General features: G+C 62.4%; 10 protein-coding genes. 8 read left to right on the forward strand and 2 right to left on the reverse strand.

From position 1 onward, the window contains the following. The 5 genes from BLW55_RS12565 (at position 1) to BLW55_RS12585 (ending at position 5125) form a co-directional block, all read left to right on the forward strand. Complete coding sequence (locus BLW55_RS12565) at positions 1 to 1314, forward strand: TRAP transporter large permease (RefSeq protein ID WP_025030854.1); 1314 nt, start codon at positions 1 to 3, stop codon at positions 1312 to 1314. Positions 1315 to 1633: 319 nt separating this feature from the next. After that, positions 1634 to 2146 carry a RidA family protein gene (locus tag BLW55_RS12570; protein ID WP_025030853.1) on the forward strand — a complete coding sequence of 171 codons (513 nt, stop codon included), beginning with the start codon at positions 1634 to 1636 and terminating at the stop codon, positions 2144 to 2146. Then, positions 2133 to 3335, forward strand: coding sequence for an aminotransferase class V-fold PLP-dependent enzyme (locus tag BLW55_RS12575; RefSeq protein WP_090329031.1), 1203 nt, complete (start codon positions 2133 to 2135; stop codon positions 3333 to 3335). The genes BLW55_RS12570 and BLW55_RS12575 overlap by 14 nt, the downstream gene beginning before the upstream one ends. 23 nt (positions 3336 to 3358) lie before the next feature. Next, the gene (locus tag BLW55_RS12580) at positions 3359 to 4177 is read left to right on the forward strand and encodes an IclR family transcriptional regulator (protein ID WP_007008532.1); all 819 of its coding nucleotides are present in this window, start codon (positions 3359 to 3361) and stop codon (positions 4175 to 4177) included. A 471-nt stretch (positions 4178 to 4648) separates the two neighbouring features. Further along, positions 4649 to 5125, forward strand: a complete 477-nt coding sequence (locus BLW55_RS12585) for a DUF411 domain-containing protein (RefSeq protein ID WP_007008533.1) — start codon at positions 4649 to 4651, stop codon at positions 5123 to 5125. Positions 5126 to 5205: 80 nt separating this feature from the next. Here the strand turns inward: BLW55_RS12585 and BLW55_RS12590 are convergent, their stop codons facing one another. Then, a complete protein-coding gene (locus BLW55_RS12590; protein WP_143038433.1) occupies positions 5206 to 5979 on the reverse strand; it encodes a LuxR C-terminal-related transcriptional regulator in 774 nt (257 codons plus the stop codon). Between the two features lie 225 nt (positions 5980 to 6204). Between BLW55_RS12590 and BLW55_RS12595 the strand changes: the two genes are divergently transcribed. Together BLW55_RS12595 and BLW55_RS12600 are read left to right on the forward strand one after the other, a co-directional pair. Next, positions 6205 to 7983, forward strand: a complete 1779-nt coding sequence (locus tag BLW55_RS12595) for an adenylate/guanylate cyclase domain-containing protein (RefSeq protein ID WP_007008535.1) — start codon at positions 6205 to 6207, stop codon at positions 7981 to 7983. Between the two features lie 60 nt (positions 7984 to 8043). After that, the gene (locus BLW55_RS12600) at positions 8044 to 12207 is read left to right on the forward strand and encodes a cytochrome P450 (RefSeq protein WP_090329032.1); all 4164 of its coding nucleotides are present in this window, start codon (positions 8044 to 8046) and stop codon (positions 12205 to 12207) included. Here the strand turns inward: BLW55_RS12600 and BLW55_RS12605 are convergent, their stop codons facing one another. Then, positions 12208 to 12978, reverse strand: coding sequence for a Crp/Fnr family transcriptional regulator (locus tag BLW55_RS12605; RefSeq protein ID WP_244509065.1), 771 nt, complete (start codon positions 12976 to 12978; stop codon positions 12208 to 12210). Between the two features lie 317 nt (positions 12979 to 13295). Between BLW55_RS12605 and BLW55_RS12610 the strand changes: the two genes are divergently transcribed. After that, on the forward strand, positions 13296 to 14882 hold the full coding sequence (locus BLW55_RS12610) for a peptide ABC transporter substrate-binding protein (protein ID WP_090329034.1): 1587 nt from the start codon (positions 13296 to 13298) through the stop codon (positions 14880 to 14882). Positions 14883 to 14955 lie beyond the last annotated feature (73 nt).

The raw sequence follows: 14955 nt of genomic DNA on the forward strand, positions 1-14955 counted from the left end.
ATGCTCATCGCAGGATTGATGTTTCCGGCGCTGTTCGCGCTGATCCTTCTGGGATTGCCGATCGCGTTTTCGCTCACCATCGTCGCGGTTGGCGCAGGGCTGGCGGCCTTTGGCTCCGTCGCGTTCAACCAGCTCTATGGCTCGTTCTACTCGGCCTCGACCAATTTCATTCTCTCGGCAATCCCGATGTTCATCCTGATGGGGGCGCTGCTCGAGCGCTCGGGCATTGCCGAGCGCCTGTTCCGGGTGATGAATCTCTGGCTCTCGCGCCTGCCCGGTGGGCTCGCGCTGGCAACCATCGCGATGGGCGCGATCTTCGCAGCCGCCGCCGGTGTGGTCGGCGCCGTCGAGGTGATGATCGGCATGATGGCCATTCCTGCGATGCAGAAGGCGCGCTATGGCAACACGCTGATTGCCGGCACGATCTGCGCCGGCGGGTCACTGGGCACGATGATCCCGCCGTCCGTCATTGCCGTCATGTATGCCTCGCTTGCGCAGATGTCGGTGGGCAAGTTGCTCGCCGGAATGATGCTGCCCGGCCTGCTGATGGTTGTGCTGTTTCTGGCCTATATTTTCATCCACGGTCTGCTCTATCCGGCGAAACCCGATGAGGACGATCCGGTCGAGGAGCCCGTGGAACTTGCCGAAAAACTGCGGCTGACGGCCACGGTCCTTCTGCCGGTCGTGCTCCTGATCGTCGCTGTCCTCGGCTCGATCCTGGCCGGCATCGCCTCGCCGACGGAAGCAGCCGCCGTGGGTGCCGCCGGTGCGCTCGCCCTCTGCATCGTCAACCAGCGCTTTTCAATAGCAATGCTGCGGGAATCGCTGGCGATCACCGTGCGGATTTCCGCGATGATCCTCTTGATCGTCGCCGCCGGCACCATGTTCATGGGCGCCTTCGCCGCCAATGGCGGGGCGCGGCTTATCCGCGAGGTGATCGACGGCGCCGGGCTCGGCCCCACGGGCATGATCGTGTTCTTCCTGGCGGTGGTCTTCGTCCTCGGCTTCGTGCTCGACTGGACGGCCAATGTGCTCATCTGCGTGCCGCTGTTCACACCGTTCATCCGCGCTGCCGGCATCGATCCGGTGTGGTTCGCAACGCTGGTGCTCATTGTCATCCAGACAGGCTATCTTACGCCGCCCATGGCCTCGTCGATCTTCTATCTGAAGTCGATTGCTCCCCCGAACATGACCTACGGGGAGATGTGCCGCGGTGTTCTGCCATTCATTCTGCTGCAGGTCCTGACGCTCCTGCTGGTGGTGGCGTTCCCTGCCCTGGCAACCTGGTTGCCTGAACGAATCGTCGGCTTCTGACATCCGTTCCGGGCTGTTCGGCCCGTTCCGAAAACAATTGTCCTGTTGGCAGGCGCGTGGAAACACGCGCCTGCTTGACACTGCGCGCGCATCGCTTATCCTTCTTTTATAGAGAATTATATTTCATAATAATGAAATATTCAGGAGAGAACGAATGTCAGGCCTGAAGCCTTGTCCTGCATGAGATGCAGCCGCCTGCATCGGAGTGTCCGGGAAAACGCGGTGGCTGAAGGCAACCATACCCTGTTCTGCATTTCTCGTCGCGCCCGCCAGTCACTCTGACCCGGCAACAAGACACTCGAACCCTTGGAGTTCCCGCATGAGTTTTTCCGAGCTTGCCAAACGCCCGGAAACGACGCCCAACGATCGTCTCGAGGCACTGGGGATCGTTCTGCCGCCGCCTCCGCCGCCGGTGGCCAATTTCGTGACACATGTGCAGGAGGGGAGCCTGCTGTTTCTCTCCGGCCAGGGGCCAACAGAGCCAGATGGCAGCCAGCACACCGGCAAGGTCGGCGCGGACGTCTCGGCGGAAGAGGCCTATCGACACGCGCGCCTGACGGGCATCAACCTGATCGCCGTGATGCAGGCGGCGCTCGGAGACCTTTCGCGCGTCAGGCGCGTGGTGAAGCTCCTTGGCATGGTCAATGCCGATCCCGAGTTCGCAGAGCACCCGGCCGTGATAAACGGGTGTTCGGACCTGCTCATCGATGTTTTCGGCGAGCGCGGCGTTCATGCGCGTTCCGCTGTCGGATTCGGGTCTCTGCCGGGCAGGATCACCGTCGAGATCGAAGCCGTTATTGCGATAGAGGACAATGAAAATGCTGCCCAATGACGACATTCGCGCCAGGCTCGGCCTGCGCCCGGTCATCAACGTGTCCGGCACGATGACCTCGCTCGGCGCTTCCATCGTCGTGCCGCAGGCCATCGAAACGGTCGCCTCCGTGCTTGGTCAGTGGACGGAAATGTCCGACCTGCAGCGCACGGCGAGCAGGACCATCGCCCGGCTGACCGGTTCTGAAGCCGGATGTGTCACTGCGTCCTGTTCGGCGGGCATCACGCTCGCGGTTGCCGCCGCCATGACCGGAAGAGATCTTGCGGCCATCGAGCGCTTGCCGGACACCAGCGGCCTCCGCAACGAGGTGGTGGTGCAGGCCGGGCATCTGGTGAGCTATGGAGCACCCATCGATCAGGCGATCCGGCTTTCCGGCGCTAAGGTCGTGCCGGTAGGGCAGGCGACGAGCGCCTATGCCTATCAGCTTGCCGGTGCCATCACCGAGAACACGGCGGCTGCCGTCTATGTGGCGTCGCATCACGTTGTCGAATACGGACAGATCCCACTGGCCAACTTCATCGCCACGGCACACGCAAAAGGCGTTCCGGTGATCGTCGATGCCGCTTCGGAATATGATCTGACGGGCTTTCTGGCCGCTGGCGCCGATGTGGTGCTCTATTCGGGGCACAAGTTCCTTGGCGGCCCGACGTCCGGCATCATTGCAGGCAGCAGGGCGCTTGTCCGCGCCGCCTATCTGCAGAACCTCGGCATCGGCCGTGGCATGAAGGTCGGCAAGGAGGGGATAGCAGGCGTGATCGCCGCGCTCGAAGCCTGGGAGAACCGCGACCATGCCGGCATTCGGGCGCGCGAGCGGAAGGCGCTTGATGTTTGGGCAAAGACGCTTCAGGGACGGCCCGGCATCGCTGCGCGCATCACGCCGGACCCGACCGGCAACCCGCTCGATCGCCTGCGGATCGACATCGACCCGAACATCGCACGCATTACGGCGTGGGATCTGGCAGACCGGCTGGCGGCTGGCGATCCGCCGATCATCGTCCGCGATCATGAGGCCGAGCACAACTATCTCTTCCTCGATCCCTGCAACCTGCATCCGGACGAGGAGGCCGTTGTTGCCCGCCGCGTCGCCGAAGAGCTCGACCATGCCGCAGCCGCGCCGGCGCCGCTGGTGAGTTCTTTTGCCGAGCGTGCCATGCGGCTGGAGGCCGGGCTGCTGAATTGGCCGGACTGAAAGCAGGTGCTATAGACGGCCGGTTGACCAACGGGACAGGCGATACGGTGAACATGCAGCCCACCACGGACGGACCGCGCGAAAAGCGCACGCGAACGAGCGCACTCGACCGCATCCTGCAGATTCTGGATTTTCTCCAGCAGTCCGACCGGCCGGCCACTGCCTATGAGATCGCGCGCGCCGTCGGCGCGCCGGCATCGACCATTTACGGCCTGGTCGAAGACATGGTCGGCAAGGAGATCCTCGACCGGCAGGACAATGGCGCCCTGTGGTTCGGACCGCGCTTCTATCACTACGGCCTGACCTACGCCCGCCGGCTGGACCTGCTCTCCGCAGCCAATCAGGAGATGTTGGATCTGGCGCTTGCGTCCAGAGAGACAGTGCAGATCTGCGGTCGTGACGGCGATCAGATGGTGGTTCTTGCCATGGTCGATGGTCCCGACCATTTTCAGGTTTCATCGCGCGTCGGCTCCCGCACACCGCTCAACTGGTCCGCATCGGGCCGTCTTCTGATCGGTCATCTGCCGGAGGATGAGCGTCAGGCGGTGCTCTCGGCGGCGATCCGCCCGTCACCCACCGGAAATGCCGAAACCGATGTGGCCGCCCTCTCGCAGGCCGCACGCCGGGCCTATGAAGAGGGGCTTTCGATCCAGGCCGGAGAATCGGATTTCTCCGTCGCATGCATCGCAGCACCCATCATCGATGGAGAAGGGGCCTGCCGGGCGACGATCTCGATCGTGGTTCCCGATCACAAGGTCGATCAGGACGAACCCGACCTGAAAGATCTTGTCCAGAAGAGCGCACGCAGGATCGAGGCGCGGCTTGGGTGGAGGCGCAGATAGCCGCACTGGCAGTCTGCGCTTTTCATGGATTTTCTCCTCGCCGCAGGCTAAAAGTAGGGCCATGCGCACGGCTTTGACCCTTTTGCTGCTGGCTGTCTTCATCCTCGCGGGATCGGTTCCCGCGATGCAGGCGGCTGTGGGCGATGGTTCGCCCACAGCGATGGCGCAGTCAGCGGACATGAGACAGATGCGCTGTTGTTCAGGTTCGGATGATGGCAGTGCCTACGCGTCTTCTGGCTGTGTGATGGACTGTCATTATCTTCCGCCGATCCACGCAGTGCTCGTTCATCCGACACCTGCTCCCCTGACCGAGCCGGCGGGTTACGCGCCCCACCCGCCCCTGGCCTTCGGATTGTTTCGCCCACCCATCGTCTCCTGATCTGTTCCGGATCCGTTTCGAACAACATTCTTGCCTGCCTTGCAGCGTGTCACGCGCAAAGGCGGCGAGCGCAGAATCGAAAGTGAAAGACGATGAAAAATCACGCAAACAGAGTAGCAGCCGGCGCAGCGCTGGCATTTTTCCTGGCCCCGGGCCTTGCCCATGCTGCTCCGGCCGATACGGCGATCACGGTTTTCAAGACGCCATGGTGCGGCTGCTGCGAGCTGTGGGTCGAGGCCATGAACGAGGCCGGATACCCGGTCAAAACGATCGACCTTGAAGATCTGTCGAACATCAAGAAACAGGCCAGCGTGCCGGGTGATCTCGAAGCCTGCCACACTGCGGTGGTTGACGGTGAGCGCAAATATGTCCTGGAAGGGCATGTGCCGATCGAGGCTGTCGAAAAGCTCCTTGAGGAGCAGCCCGACATCAAGGGTATCGCCGTTCCCGGCATGCCGTCAGGCTCGCTCGGCATGGGATACGACCCGAATGCGCGCTACACGGTCTATTCCTTTGACGGGATCTCGGACGAAGCGCCGGCGGTCTTCCTTGAGACTGGCGTGAAATAGCCGGTTCAGCGCCGGATCGTGCATGGCCGTCTCCGGGGCGGCCATGTGCACAGCGCCCGCCGAACGCCGGGGTACGAGGGTTACAGAAGGTCGACACTGCTGTTTGTAAACAGGGCCGACACCTTATAGGCGGCCTCCGTCCGATTGGTCGCCTTGAGCTTCTGCATGATGTTCCGGATGTGCACCTTGACCGTGCTCTCGCACATGTTCAGCTCGTAGGCGATGATCTTGTTGGGCTTGCCCTGCCAGATGGCCTCAGCCACCTGAATCTGGCGCGGGGTGAACATTTCGGTAAGGCGCTGGTCGTGCGTCGGATCGCTATTGATGACCTCGCGCATCGCAAAGACGGTACTGGCGGGGACGAATACCCCGCCGGCAAGCGCGAGGTTTATGGCTTCGACACAAACCTCGACACTCACCGACGAAGGTATATAGCCCCGCACGCCATAATCGAGTGCATTGACGATCTGCACCACGTCATCCCGGTCTGCTAGGATGATCAGCGGTGCCGATGCGGAAATCCTGATGATCTGTCTGATCAGCTCCTCCATGTGGGAATCCGTGATGTTGGCGGATCCCACATGGAGGAGCACAGCGGCCAGTGGAGGATGCCGGTCCGCTTCATTCTGCCATTCTTCGATCGTGCTGCAGGCGACCACATCCCAGGGGGCAGGGTGCGCTGCCAGGCTGCTGCGCAGGCACTCACGTGCCAGGATGCGGTTGTCGACGAGAACCACCGAGCCCTTCTGCGCCTGGAGGCGGCTGGAGGTTCTGCCGATCGAGCTGCGGCGGGCCCCTTCTGGCGGCACACCCGGTCCGTGGGAGGATGCGGTACAAGCTGATAAGGCCGTCATGTCGATACCCGCTGTTTTTCGTCGAGATTGCTCTGCTAACGGGCACCAGACTAATCATGACAGCATGTGACTTCTGTGAAATTGGCTACACTCCATGTTCCGGGCGATCTGCAGCCGCATAAGTAACCGCAAATATGCCGGCAAACCGCTTCATGCTCTTCATGGTTGCCCGATCCGGTGTGCGGGGATACGCTGGGGGCATTGAGGGGCACCAACTGAAAAACAATGTCCGAGGGGCAATACACCCGACAGGTCACGACCATCGCTTCAATCGATGCAGTCGGATTTTCCCGGCTGATGGGGATCGATGACGAATTCGCGGTGGCCGCGTTCGAAGAGCGGCGGTCGATCATCGCCGAAAGCTGCGACGCTGCAGGCGGGCGCACATTCGGTGCTGCCGGGGACAGCATCATGGCGGAGTTCGGCACGCCCATCGATGCGTTGCGCGCTGCCTTCGACTTTCAGCAGCGCATCGTCGATCTGAATGGTCGTGTGCCCGGTGACCGCCGCATGCCGTTCCGGGTCGGCATCAACACCGGCAACGTGATCGTGCGCGGTGCGAGCCTTTATGGGGATGACGTCAACATCGCCGCACGTATCCAGGAGCTTGCTCCCACGGACGGGCTGGCGATCTCGGAAACGACCTGGAACCATGTCAGGGACAAGGTTGCGGCCAGCTTCACCGACCTCGGAGAGCGGCAACTCAAGAACATCGCGCTTCCGGTCCGCGTTTTTGTGGCAAACCGGGGTGATGGTGAGCGCGCGGAAGCAGTCCCGCGACGCGCTGCCGATCCCGCAGCCCCTCCGGCAGTTGCCGTACTCCCGTTCCAGAACGAGGCGGGCGCGCAGGAATTCGACTATGTCGCCGATGGTGTCGCCGAAGACATAATCCAGGGTCTGTGCAGCACGCGCTGGCTGCCGGTGATCGCGCGGGAATCGAGCTTCCAGTTCCGTGACAAGGCGCTCGGCCCGCGCATGACCGGCAGCGCGCTTGGCGCGCGCTATCTTGTCGATGGCAGGCTTGCACGCGGAAGCGGTTATTTCGATCTCGTCATCACGCTGACCGACGCTGCCAATGAACGGCTGGTATGGTCGCGTGGCTTTCGCCGCCCGCTCGACGAAGTATCACTGGTCAATGATGAGATCGGCGGTCAGATCGTTTCCATGCTGGAAAAAGAGGTGGAGCGTGTCGAGCAGGCGCGCACCTTTCAGGTGCCGTGGGAAAGCCTCGAGACATGGCAGCTCGTGCGGCGTGCCCGCTGGCACATGCAGCGTCGCACGCGCGAGGACACCATGCTGGCGCTTGACTGCCTCGAGGAAGCGCGCCGGAAAGCGCCCAACGCCAGTGCGGTGCTCAATGAACTGGCGTGGTGGTATTTCTGGCGCGGCTGGCTGCAGGCGGGCGCCGGTGACGATCTCGACAGGGTGACGGACTTCTCGCGCAAATCGCTGCTGATGGATAGCCAGGATGCCCGGCCCCACGCGCACCTTGGTGCCGTGGCGATCATGCGGGGGCAGCCGAAGGCGGCTATCGAGCACCTGCACGAGGCGCTACAGATCAACCCCAGCTTCGCCTTCGCCCATTCGGCGATGGGCAGCGCGCATCTCTTGCTCGGAGATGCGGTAACCGCCATTCCGATGTTCAGGACGGCACGGCGGCTGAGCCCGTTTGACATTTACGGATTCCACAATCTCGGGGAACTCGCCGCCGCCTGCTGCTTCGACCGGCGCTGGGACGACGCCATCGCAGCGGCGGAGGCGTCGCTCGACCTGTCACCGCGCTATTTCTACGCGCGTTTTCTCAAGATCGGGGCACTGGCGCGCAGTGATCGCATGGAAGAGGCGCGTCGGGAGAAGGCGCTCTTCCACGCCTATCATCCCGATTTCTCGCTTGAACGCGTTGCATGGATCCCATTCGCGGAGAAATCCGCGACAGCGTTTCTCATTGATAGTTTCAACCTCGCCGATCAGGACGGAGGTGCGATCGAATTCGGCCCTGCGTGAACTGCTTCACACACGTTCCGCGCATTCACGCGTAGGCCTTTGCCGTTCGAGGGGAACGCAATGGCGACGACAAAGTATTTCGACGGTGTGCGCGAGGCGCAGCGCACCCAGGAGCCGGTGGCTGACATGCCGCCGTTCGATATCGAGCGGGTTCGCGCGAAGGGGTGGCGCGCGAAACTCACCAGCTACCTCCTGGAGAACCCGCGCTGGGCGCTCGGTCTGTTGCGGCGGTTTCATCCCGTACTCAAACTCGGCGGTTTCGTTCTCGTCACGCGCAGCGAGGACGTGCGCGAGGTACTGGAGCGCCAGGACGTGTTCCAGACGCCCTACGGCCTGGAAATGGCGGAAATCGCCGGTGGAACGAACTTCATTCTCGGCATGCAGGACGGGCCGGACTACCGGCGTATGAAGTCGACGGTGTTGTCCGCTTTCCCCGTGGACGAGGTAGAAAGCGTGGTGCGCCCGCTCGCGGCACGGCACGCCGAGCTTATCACGCGCCGTGCCGCGCCCCGTTTCGATGCGGTGGATGCGCTTTTGCGCGTTGTGCCGGTGCGCATCTGCCGCGATTATTTCGGTATTCTGATCGATGATGAGGACGCGTTCTCCGACTGGGCCAATGCCCTGAGCGGGCTGTTCTTCGCCGATCCCGGCGCGGACCCGGCGACGCGGGAGCTGGCGGTGGTTGCAGCAGACCGTGTACGGCGTGCAATCGACCGGTCCATCGCGGCGGTGCGCGAGGGGGCGGTGGGCGGCTCCACACCGCTTGGCCGCCTCGTCGGGATGCTCGACGCGGAAGACCCGCAGGTCAGCCTCGGCGATATCCATGCCATCATGTTGGGCATGATTGCCGGCTTCACGCCCACCAATCTTCTGGCGAGCGGCAATTGCCTTGATGTCGTGCTTTCCAGGCCCGAGGCGCGGCGGGCGGTGGAAGAGGCGATCGCAGCAGGCGACAATGCGCGTCTCGAACGCGCCATCCTTGAGGCGATGCGCTTCAAGCCCATCTGGGTCGGCCCGTTCCGCTACACGGCGCGCGATGCGGTGATTGCCAAAGGGACGCGGCGGGAACGGAAAATAAAGGCGGGCACAACAGTCATGCCGGCGACACTCTCGGCCATGTTCGATCCTGCGGCGGTGCGCGAACCGGAGCGCTTTGACATGGACAGGCCCGCGCGGGACTACATGGTCTTCGGTTACGGCATTCACCAGTGCATCGGTGCGGCGATAGCCCGGATTCAGATTGCCGAGTGCTTTCGCGCGCTCTTCTCAAAGCCCGGGCTGCAGCGTGCCGGCGGGAAAGAGGGGCGCCTGAAGCGGCTCGGAGCCTACCCCGAAAGCCTCATGGTCTGTTTTGATCCGGCCCCGCTTTCAAGGACGGTCGAACACGCCATGGTGACGGCGGTGATCCCCTGCGCCAGGGATACCCCGATGGCTGCCTTGCGCGAGAAGGTCGACGCGCTCGGCAATCCGGCGGGCGAGGCAATGAAGAGTGCGCTGGACGAAAGCGGCGTGATTCACTTCGCCAGCATCGCCGTGATCGACGGGCAGGGCGATGAGGCGGCGAAGAGCGCCGGCCATCTGGTCATTGAACTGTCGGGCGACGGCACGAAGGGCGATGTCGTGGATGCCTTTGTGAACGCCACCGAACCCGTGTTGCGCGATCTCCTTGCCATGGCATGCGGAACGACCGGGCACCGGCCTGCCGGTGTGCTCATCCGTGAGAGCGCGCTGGATATCTCTCCGACCTTCGGCAGCGATGCCGGGCTCGTGTTCTCGGGCACGCCCGGTCATTCGGTGCAGCGCATCCGGGCAGAGGCGGAACTGGAGGAGGCCGCGCGTGCGGAAATCGCAGCGGTGCCTGACGGTGCCGAGGCCGGTGCAATTCTTGATCGGGTAAGGCAGAAGCTCATGGGCGAAGGCCGCTTCGACTGGGCATTCGAGCCCGCCGAAACGCTTCTGGAGAAACCGGCAGGCAGTGTTGCCAGCGCGGTGAAGCGCACATTGCGCGCGCCGAAGGTTCTGGTGACGGTCACCGTCACGCTCCTCATTTGCCTCGCCATCACCTATTCGCTGGTGTTCGGCTATGCACCCGGCTTCTTTCGCAATCTGCTGATCGTCGGCACCTCCATCGTACTCACCCTGATCGGTGTCACCATGCTGCTTGCCTTCATCGGCGGGCTTCTGATCCTCTATCTGCGGCACCTGGAAAAACGCGATGTTCCGATCGACCGGAACGCGGACCTGGCGCTTCTGGAAGAGATCGCAAAGCGCGAGAACCACCTGGCGCAAAATCACCTTACGGCCGTATCCACACTGAAGGGAGGCTGGTTGAGGCGTCTTTCGCTCCGGCTCTCCTTCTACCTGATCTCGATCATGGCGCGGCAGGTGTTCCGGCCCGGATACCTCGCCGACATCAACACGATCCACTTCGCCCGCTGGGTGCTGCTGCCGGCAACGAAACAGCTTGTCTTCCTGAGCAATTACGGCGGCAGCTGGGAGAGTTATCTGGAGGATTTCATCACCAAGGCCCATGCCGGCCTGACCGGGGTCTGGAGCAATACGGCAGGCTTTCCGAAAACGCGCATGCTGTTCCGTGAGGGGGCGACTGATGGCGACCGTTTCAAGCGCTGGGCGCGGGCACAGCAGGTGCCGACGCTCTTCTGGTATGCGGCCTATCCCGGCCTCACCACCAGCCGCATCCGCATCAATTCGCTGATTCGCAGTGGGATAGCGAAAGCGGAAACCGAAAGCGAAGCGCGCGACTGGCTGCGGCTCTTCGGTTCGCAACCGCGCCCGCGCGATACACTTGAAACCGAAGAGATCCAGTCGATCTTCTTCGGACCCCTTGGCCCGCTCGCGAAAGCGGAAATGCTCGCCTTCCATATCCCGGCGGACCTGCCGCGCGCTGCGCGGCGGGAGTGGTTGGCATTTTTGCTGGAACGCACCAGTTTCGGCAATCAGCTTCCGCCCGAGCGGGCCATGATCACCCTTCTTGGGCCGGAAGGGCTGAGACGGCTGGGCCTTGGGGAACGCCGGGGCGATGACCGCCTGGACGGATTTCCGGCCGCCTTTCGGCAGGGCATGGCGACTGAGGCGCGCAGCCGCGTTCTCGACGATATCGGCAAGAGCGCGCCGGAGCGCTGGGCCTGGGGCTCGCAGGAGAAGCCGGTCGATGTGGCTGTCGTCTGCTATGCGGGCAGTTATGAAACGCTCGATACGGACATCCAGTCCCTGCTGCATGCAACGGACAAAGCCGGCGTGCAGCGCGTTGCGCAGCTACCGCTCGAGATCAGGAGAGAGGGCAGGCACGCTGTCGAGCATTTCGGGTTCGCCGATGGCATATCCCAGCCCATCGTGCGCGGCACGCCGCGTGCAAACGGGAGCACATCGTCCATGCACCTCATTGAACCCGGCGAGTTCGTGCTTGGCTATCCGGATGAGAATGGGTTCTATCCACCCTCTCCAACCGTCGCCGAGGCCGAAGACAGCGAGGGCATACTCCCGGCGCTGGAGACCGGAGATGCAGCGCCGCTCTTCGGCAGGAAGGCGACCATGCGCGATTTCGGGCGCAATGGCAGTTTTATGGTGATCCGCCAGCTCGAGCAGCATGTTTCGACCTTCAACACCTATTGCCGGCACGCGGCGGAGGCGCTGCGCACCGAGACGGGCAACGCCGCGGTCGATTCGAAGTGGATCGCGGCCAAGATGGTCGGGCGCTGGCAGGACGGCACCTCGCTGGTACGCAATCCCAATGGCCGCCCGGACCGTGAACCCGACAACGACTTCACCTTCGCCGCCGAAGATCCGCAGGGGCTCCATTGCCCGCTTGGCTCGCATGTGCGCCGCTCTAACCCCAGAGACTCGCTCGGGGACGATTCCGAAACCCAGCTCAGGATCAACAACCGCCACCGCATCCTGCGTTGCGGCCGCACCTATAAAAACGGTCAGGAAGCGGGGCTGCTCTTCATGTGTCTCAATGCCGATATCGAGCGGCAATACGAGTTCATGCAGCAGAGCTGGGTGTCGTCATCCTTCTTTCAGGGGCTGACGGACGAGAAGGATCCGACCATTGGCGCCAATGAAGGCAAGGGGCGTTTTTCCATCCCGATGGATGAGGGGCGGCTGGTTCTGCGTGATCTGCCAGGCTTCGTGACCACGCGCGGCGGCGGCTATTTCTTCATGCCGAGCCGGTCGAGCCTGCGTTATCTCCTGTCCAGATTGTGATCACTCGTCGTCCAGATGGACGATCTCCTGAAGGCCCGCCCGCGAGACCAGCCTGATGGCGCCGCGCCTGATGGCAATCAGGTCCTCGTTGCGCCAGGCATTGAGCATCTTGTTCACGGATTCGCGCGTCGCGCCGAGAAAGGCGGCGAGCTCGGACTGGGAAATCCTGATCCAGCCGCCATCGTCGGCGAGCCTGTCGCCGAGCAGGAGAAGGCGTTTGGCAAGCCGCGCCTCCACCTTCAGCAGCGCCTGGTCATTGCGTTCATTGCTGACCCAGCGCAGGCGTGCGCACAGGAGTTCGATCATCGTCAATGCCAACGAGGCATCTTCTGCGAGCTTTCGCATCAGCTGCGTTCGGCTCAGCGACACCAGTTCGCAATCGGTCAGGCAGATGGCGCTTGCCGTCCGTGCGCCGCCGTCGAGCGCGCCGATCTCGCCGATGAGGCTGCGCGAAAGCTCGATATTGGCGACGAGCTTGCGGCCGCTGATGGAATAGGTGGAAATCTCCACCGTGCCCGACACGACACCGTAGATCCGGTCTGCCGGGTCTTCATGCATGAAGAGATAGTCGCCTGCCCTGTAGCGCTCGGGACGGCAGTGGCTGAACAGCGTCTCAAAGTGCGCCGGACACAGATTGGCCGCCTCCCTGGGCGGCGTGCTCTCCCGTACGATTTGCGGTGTGTCCGAGTTTTCCAAGAGGTCCCACGCAGGCTTGCGATTGTTATGCTTGATAATGATTTGCGCCACCGCATCCGTCAACGCAGCACGCATGCGCCACGAGGCCCGGCTGGCGTCCCTCTGCACCCGCAAGCCTGCCGCAGGGACGCGGCGTGCGATGCACTCTATGCATACACACCGTTGTGTGGCCGACCGTCGGGGTGCCCTGATGCTTCGGGTGGATTGCCTCGGCTTTTAGGTAATTTTGTTTCTAAGGATAGTGCATACCAGCGGGGATTGTTGCGCATTTCTTGCAACCTTTGGGAAATGCACCCAAAAGCGTTTGACGTATACGGCATTTCGTTGCCAAATGCCGCCTCTCTCATCCTTTGGTTGGATGACAAGCAAGCAAGAAAATGGGAGTGCGGGAAATGTTGAAATCCCTGGTACGGCCGCTGCTCGCGGGCACAATTCTGGTGTCGTCGGTGATGGCAGCCTCTGCCGTTACATATGTGCGCGGCAATGATGGCGATCCGGAAACGCTGGACCAGCACAAGACGTCGCTGGTGGCTGAAGCCCACCTGATGCGCGATCTCTACGAAGGCCTGGTTGTCTATGATGCCGGCGCCAAGATCATTCCAGGCGTGGCCGAGGAATGGAGCGTTTCCGACGACGGTACGGTCTACACCTTCAACCTGCGCGAAGACGCTAAATGGTCGAATGGCGACCCGGTCGTGGCCGAGGATTTCGTCTTCTCACTGCGCCGCATCATGACGCCGGACACGGGCGCGAAATACGCAAACATTCTCTACCCGATCAAGAACGCAGAGGCGATCAACAAGGGTGAGATGGAACCCGATCAGATGGGTGTGAAGGCGGTCGACGACCGCACGCTCGAAATCACGCTCGAGCAGCCGACCCCGTTCTTCCTCGAGCTTCTCACGCACCAGACCGGCCTGCCGGTGAACCCGAAGGCTGTCGAGGCACATGGCACGGATTTCGTGCAGCCCGAGAACATCGTCACCAACGGCGCCTATAAGCTCGTTTCCTTCACGCCGGGCGACAAGATCGTCATGGAGAAGAACGAGAACTTCCATGATGCCGACAGCGTTCAGATCGACCGCATTGAATACATTCCGTTCGAGGATCGCGCCACCTGCGTGCGCCGCTTCGAAGCGGGAGAGGTTATGAGCTGCTCCGATCTGCCGACCGAGCAGATCAAGTCCATGAAGGAGCGTCTGGGCGATCAGGTCCGCATTTCGCCCTATCTCGGCACCTACTATTACTCGCTCAACATGAAGCGCGAAGTGATGTCGGATCCGAAGGTGCGTCAGGCGCTTGCCATGGTCATCGACCGCGAGTTCCTGGGCGACGAGATCTGGGCCGGCGCGATGCTGCCCGCTTACTCGCTGGTTCCGCCCGGCATCGGCAACTATGAGGGCGGCGGTTCGCAGGCAGACTGGGCCGAGATGTCCCTGCTCGACCGCGAAGACAAGGCCATCGAACTCATGGAGGAAGCAGGCTATGGGCCGGACAATCCGGTCACGGTCGAGCTTGCCTACAACAACTCCGAGAACCACAAGAACACGGCGACCGCGATTGCCGACATGTGGAAGCCGCTTGGCGTCAATGTCGAATTCAATGTCCGCGACCTGTCCGCTCACTATGCGAACCTGCGCGACCAGAAGGATTTCGACGTGGCGCGCGCCGGCTGGATCGGCGACTACTCCGACCCGCAGAACTTCCTGTTCCTGGTCGAGAGCGACAACACCGGTTTCAACTACGCCCAGTATGAGAACCCGGACTATGACGCACTGATGGACAAGGCCGCTGCCGAGACCGATCTGGTCAAGCGGGCCGACATCCTGCGTGAAGCCGAAGCGATGTTCATGGCTGACATGCCTTACATCCCGCTTCTCTTCTACTCGTCCCTGTCTCTGGTGTCGCCCAAGCTCAATGGCTGGGAAGACAACATCCAGAACGTCCATGGGACGCGCTTCATGAGCATCAGCGAATAACAACAGCGTTCGATATCCCCGCCCGGTCCTTCAGAGGGCCGGGCGGCATCGAACCAGCATGAGAGTTGGTAGC

It is taken from the genome of Nitratireductor aquibiodomus (genome assembly GCF_900105565.1).
Taxonomy (GTDB): domain Bacteria; phylum Pseudomonadota; class Alphaproteobacteria; order Rhizobiales; family Rhizobiaceae; genus Nitratireductor; species Nitratireductor aquibiodomus.

Bases quoted from the DNA above. Each gene is read 5' to 3' on its own strand.
- BLW55_RS12565 (WP_025030854.1), top strand. From the start codon at position 1: ATGCTCATCGCAGGATTGATGTTTCCGGCGCTGTTCGCGCTGATCCTT.
- BLW55_RS12570 (WP_025030853.1), top strand. From the start codon at position 1,634: ATGAGTTTTTCCGAGCTTGCCAAACGCCCGGAAACGACGCCCAACGAT.
- BLW55_RS12575 (WP_090329031.1), top strand. From the start codon at position 2,133: ATGCTGCCCAATGACGACATTCGCGCCAGGCTCGGCCTGCGCCCGGTC.
- BLW55_RS12585 (WP_007008533.1), top strand. From the start codon at position 4,649: ATGAAAAATCACGCAAACAGAGTAGCAGCCGGCGCAGCGCTGGCATTT.
- BLW55_RS12590 (WP_143038433.1), bottom strand. From the start codon at position 5,979: ATGACGGCCTTATCAGCTTGTACCGCATCCTCCCACGGACCGGGTGTG.
- BLW55_RS12595 (WP_007008535.1), top strand. From the start codon at position 6,205: ATGTCCGAGGGGCAATACACCCGACAGGTCACGACCATCGCTTCAATC.
- BLW55_RS12600 (WP_090329032.1), top strand. From the start codon at position 8,044: ATGGCGACGACAAAGTATTTCGACGGTGTGCGCGAGGCGCAGCGCACC.
- BLW55_RS12605 (WP_244509065.1), bottom strand. From the start codon at position 12,978: ATGCGTGCTGCGTTGACGGATGCGGTGGCGCAAATCATTATCAAGCAT.
- BLW55_RS12610 (WP_090329034.1), top strand. From the start codon at position 13,296: ATGTTGAAATCCCTGGTACGGCCGCTGCTCGCGGGCACAATTCTGGTG.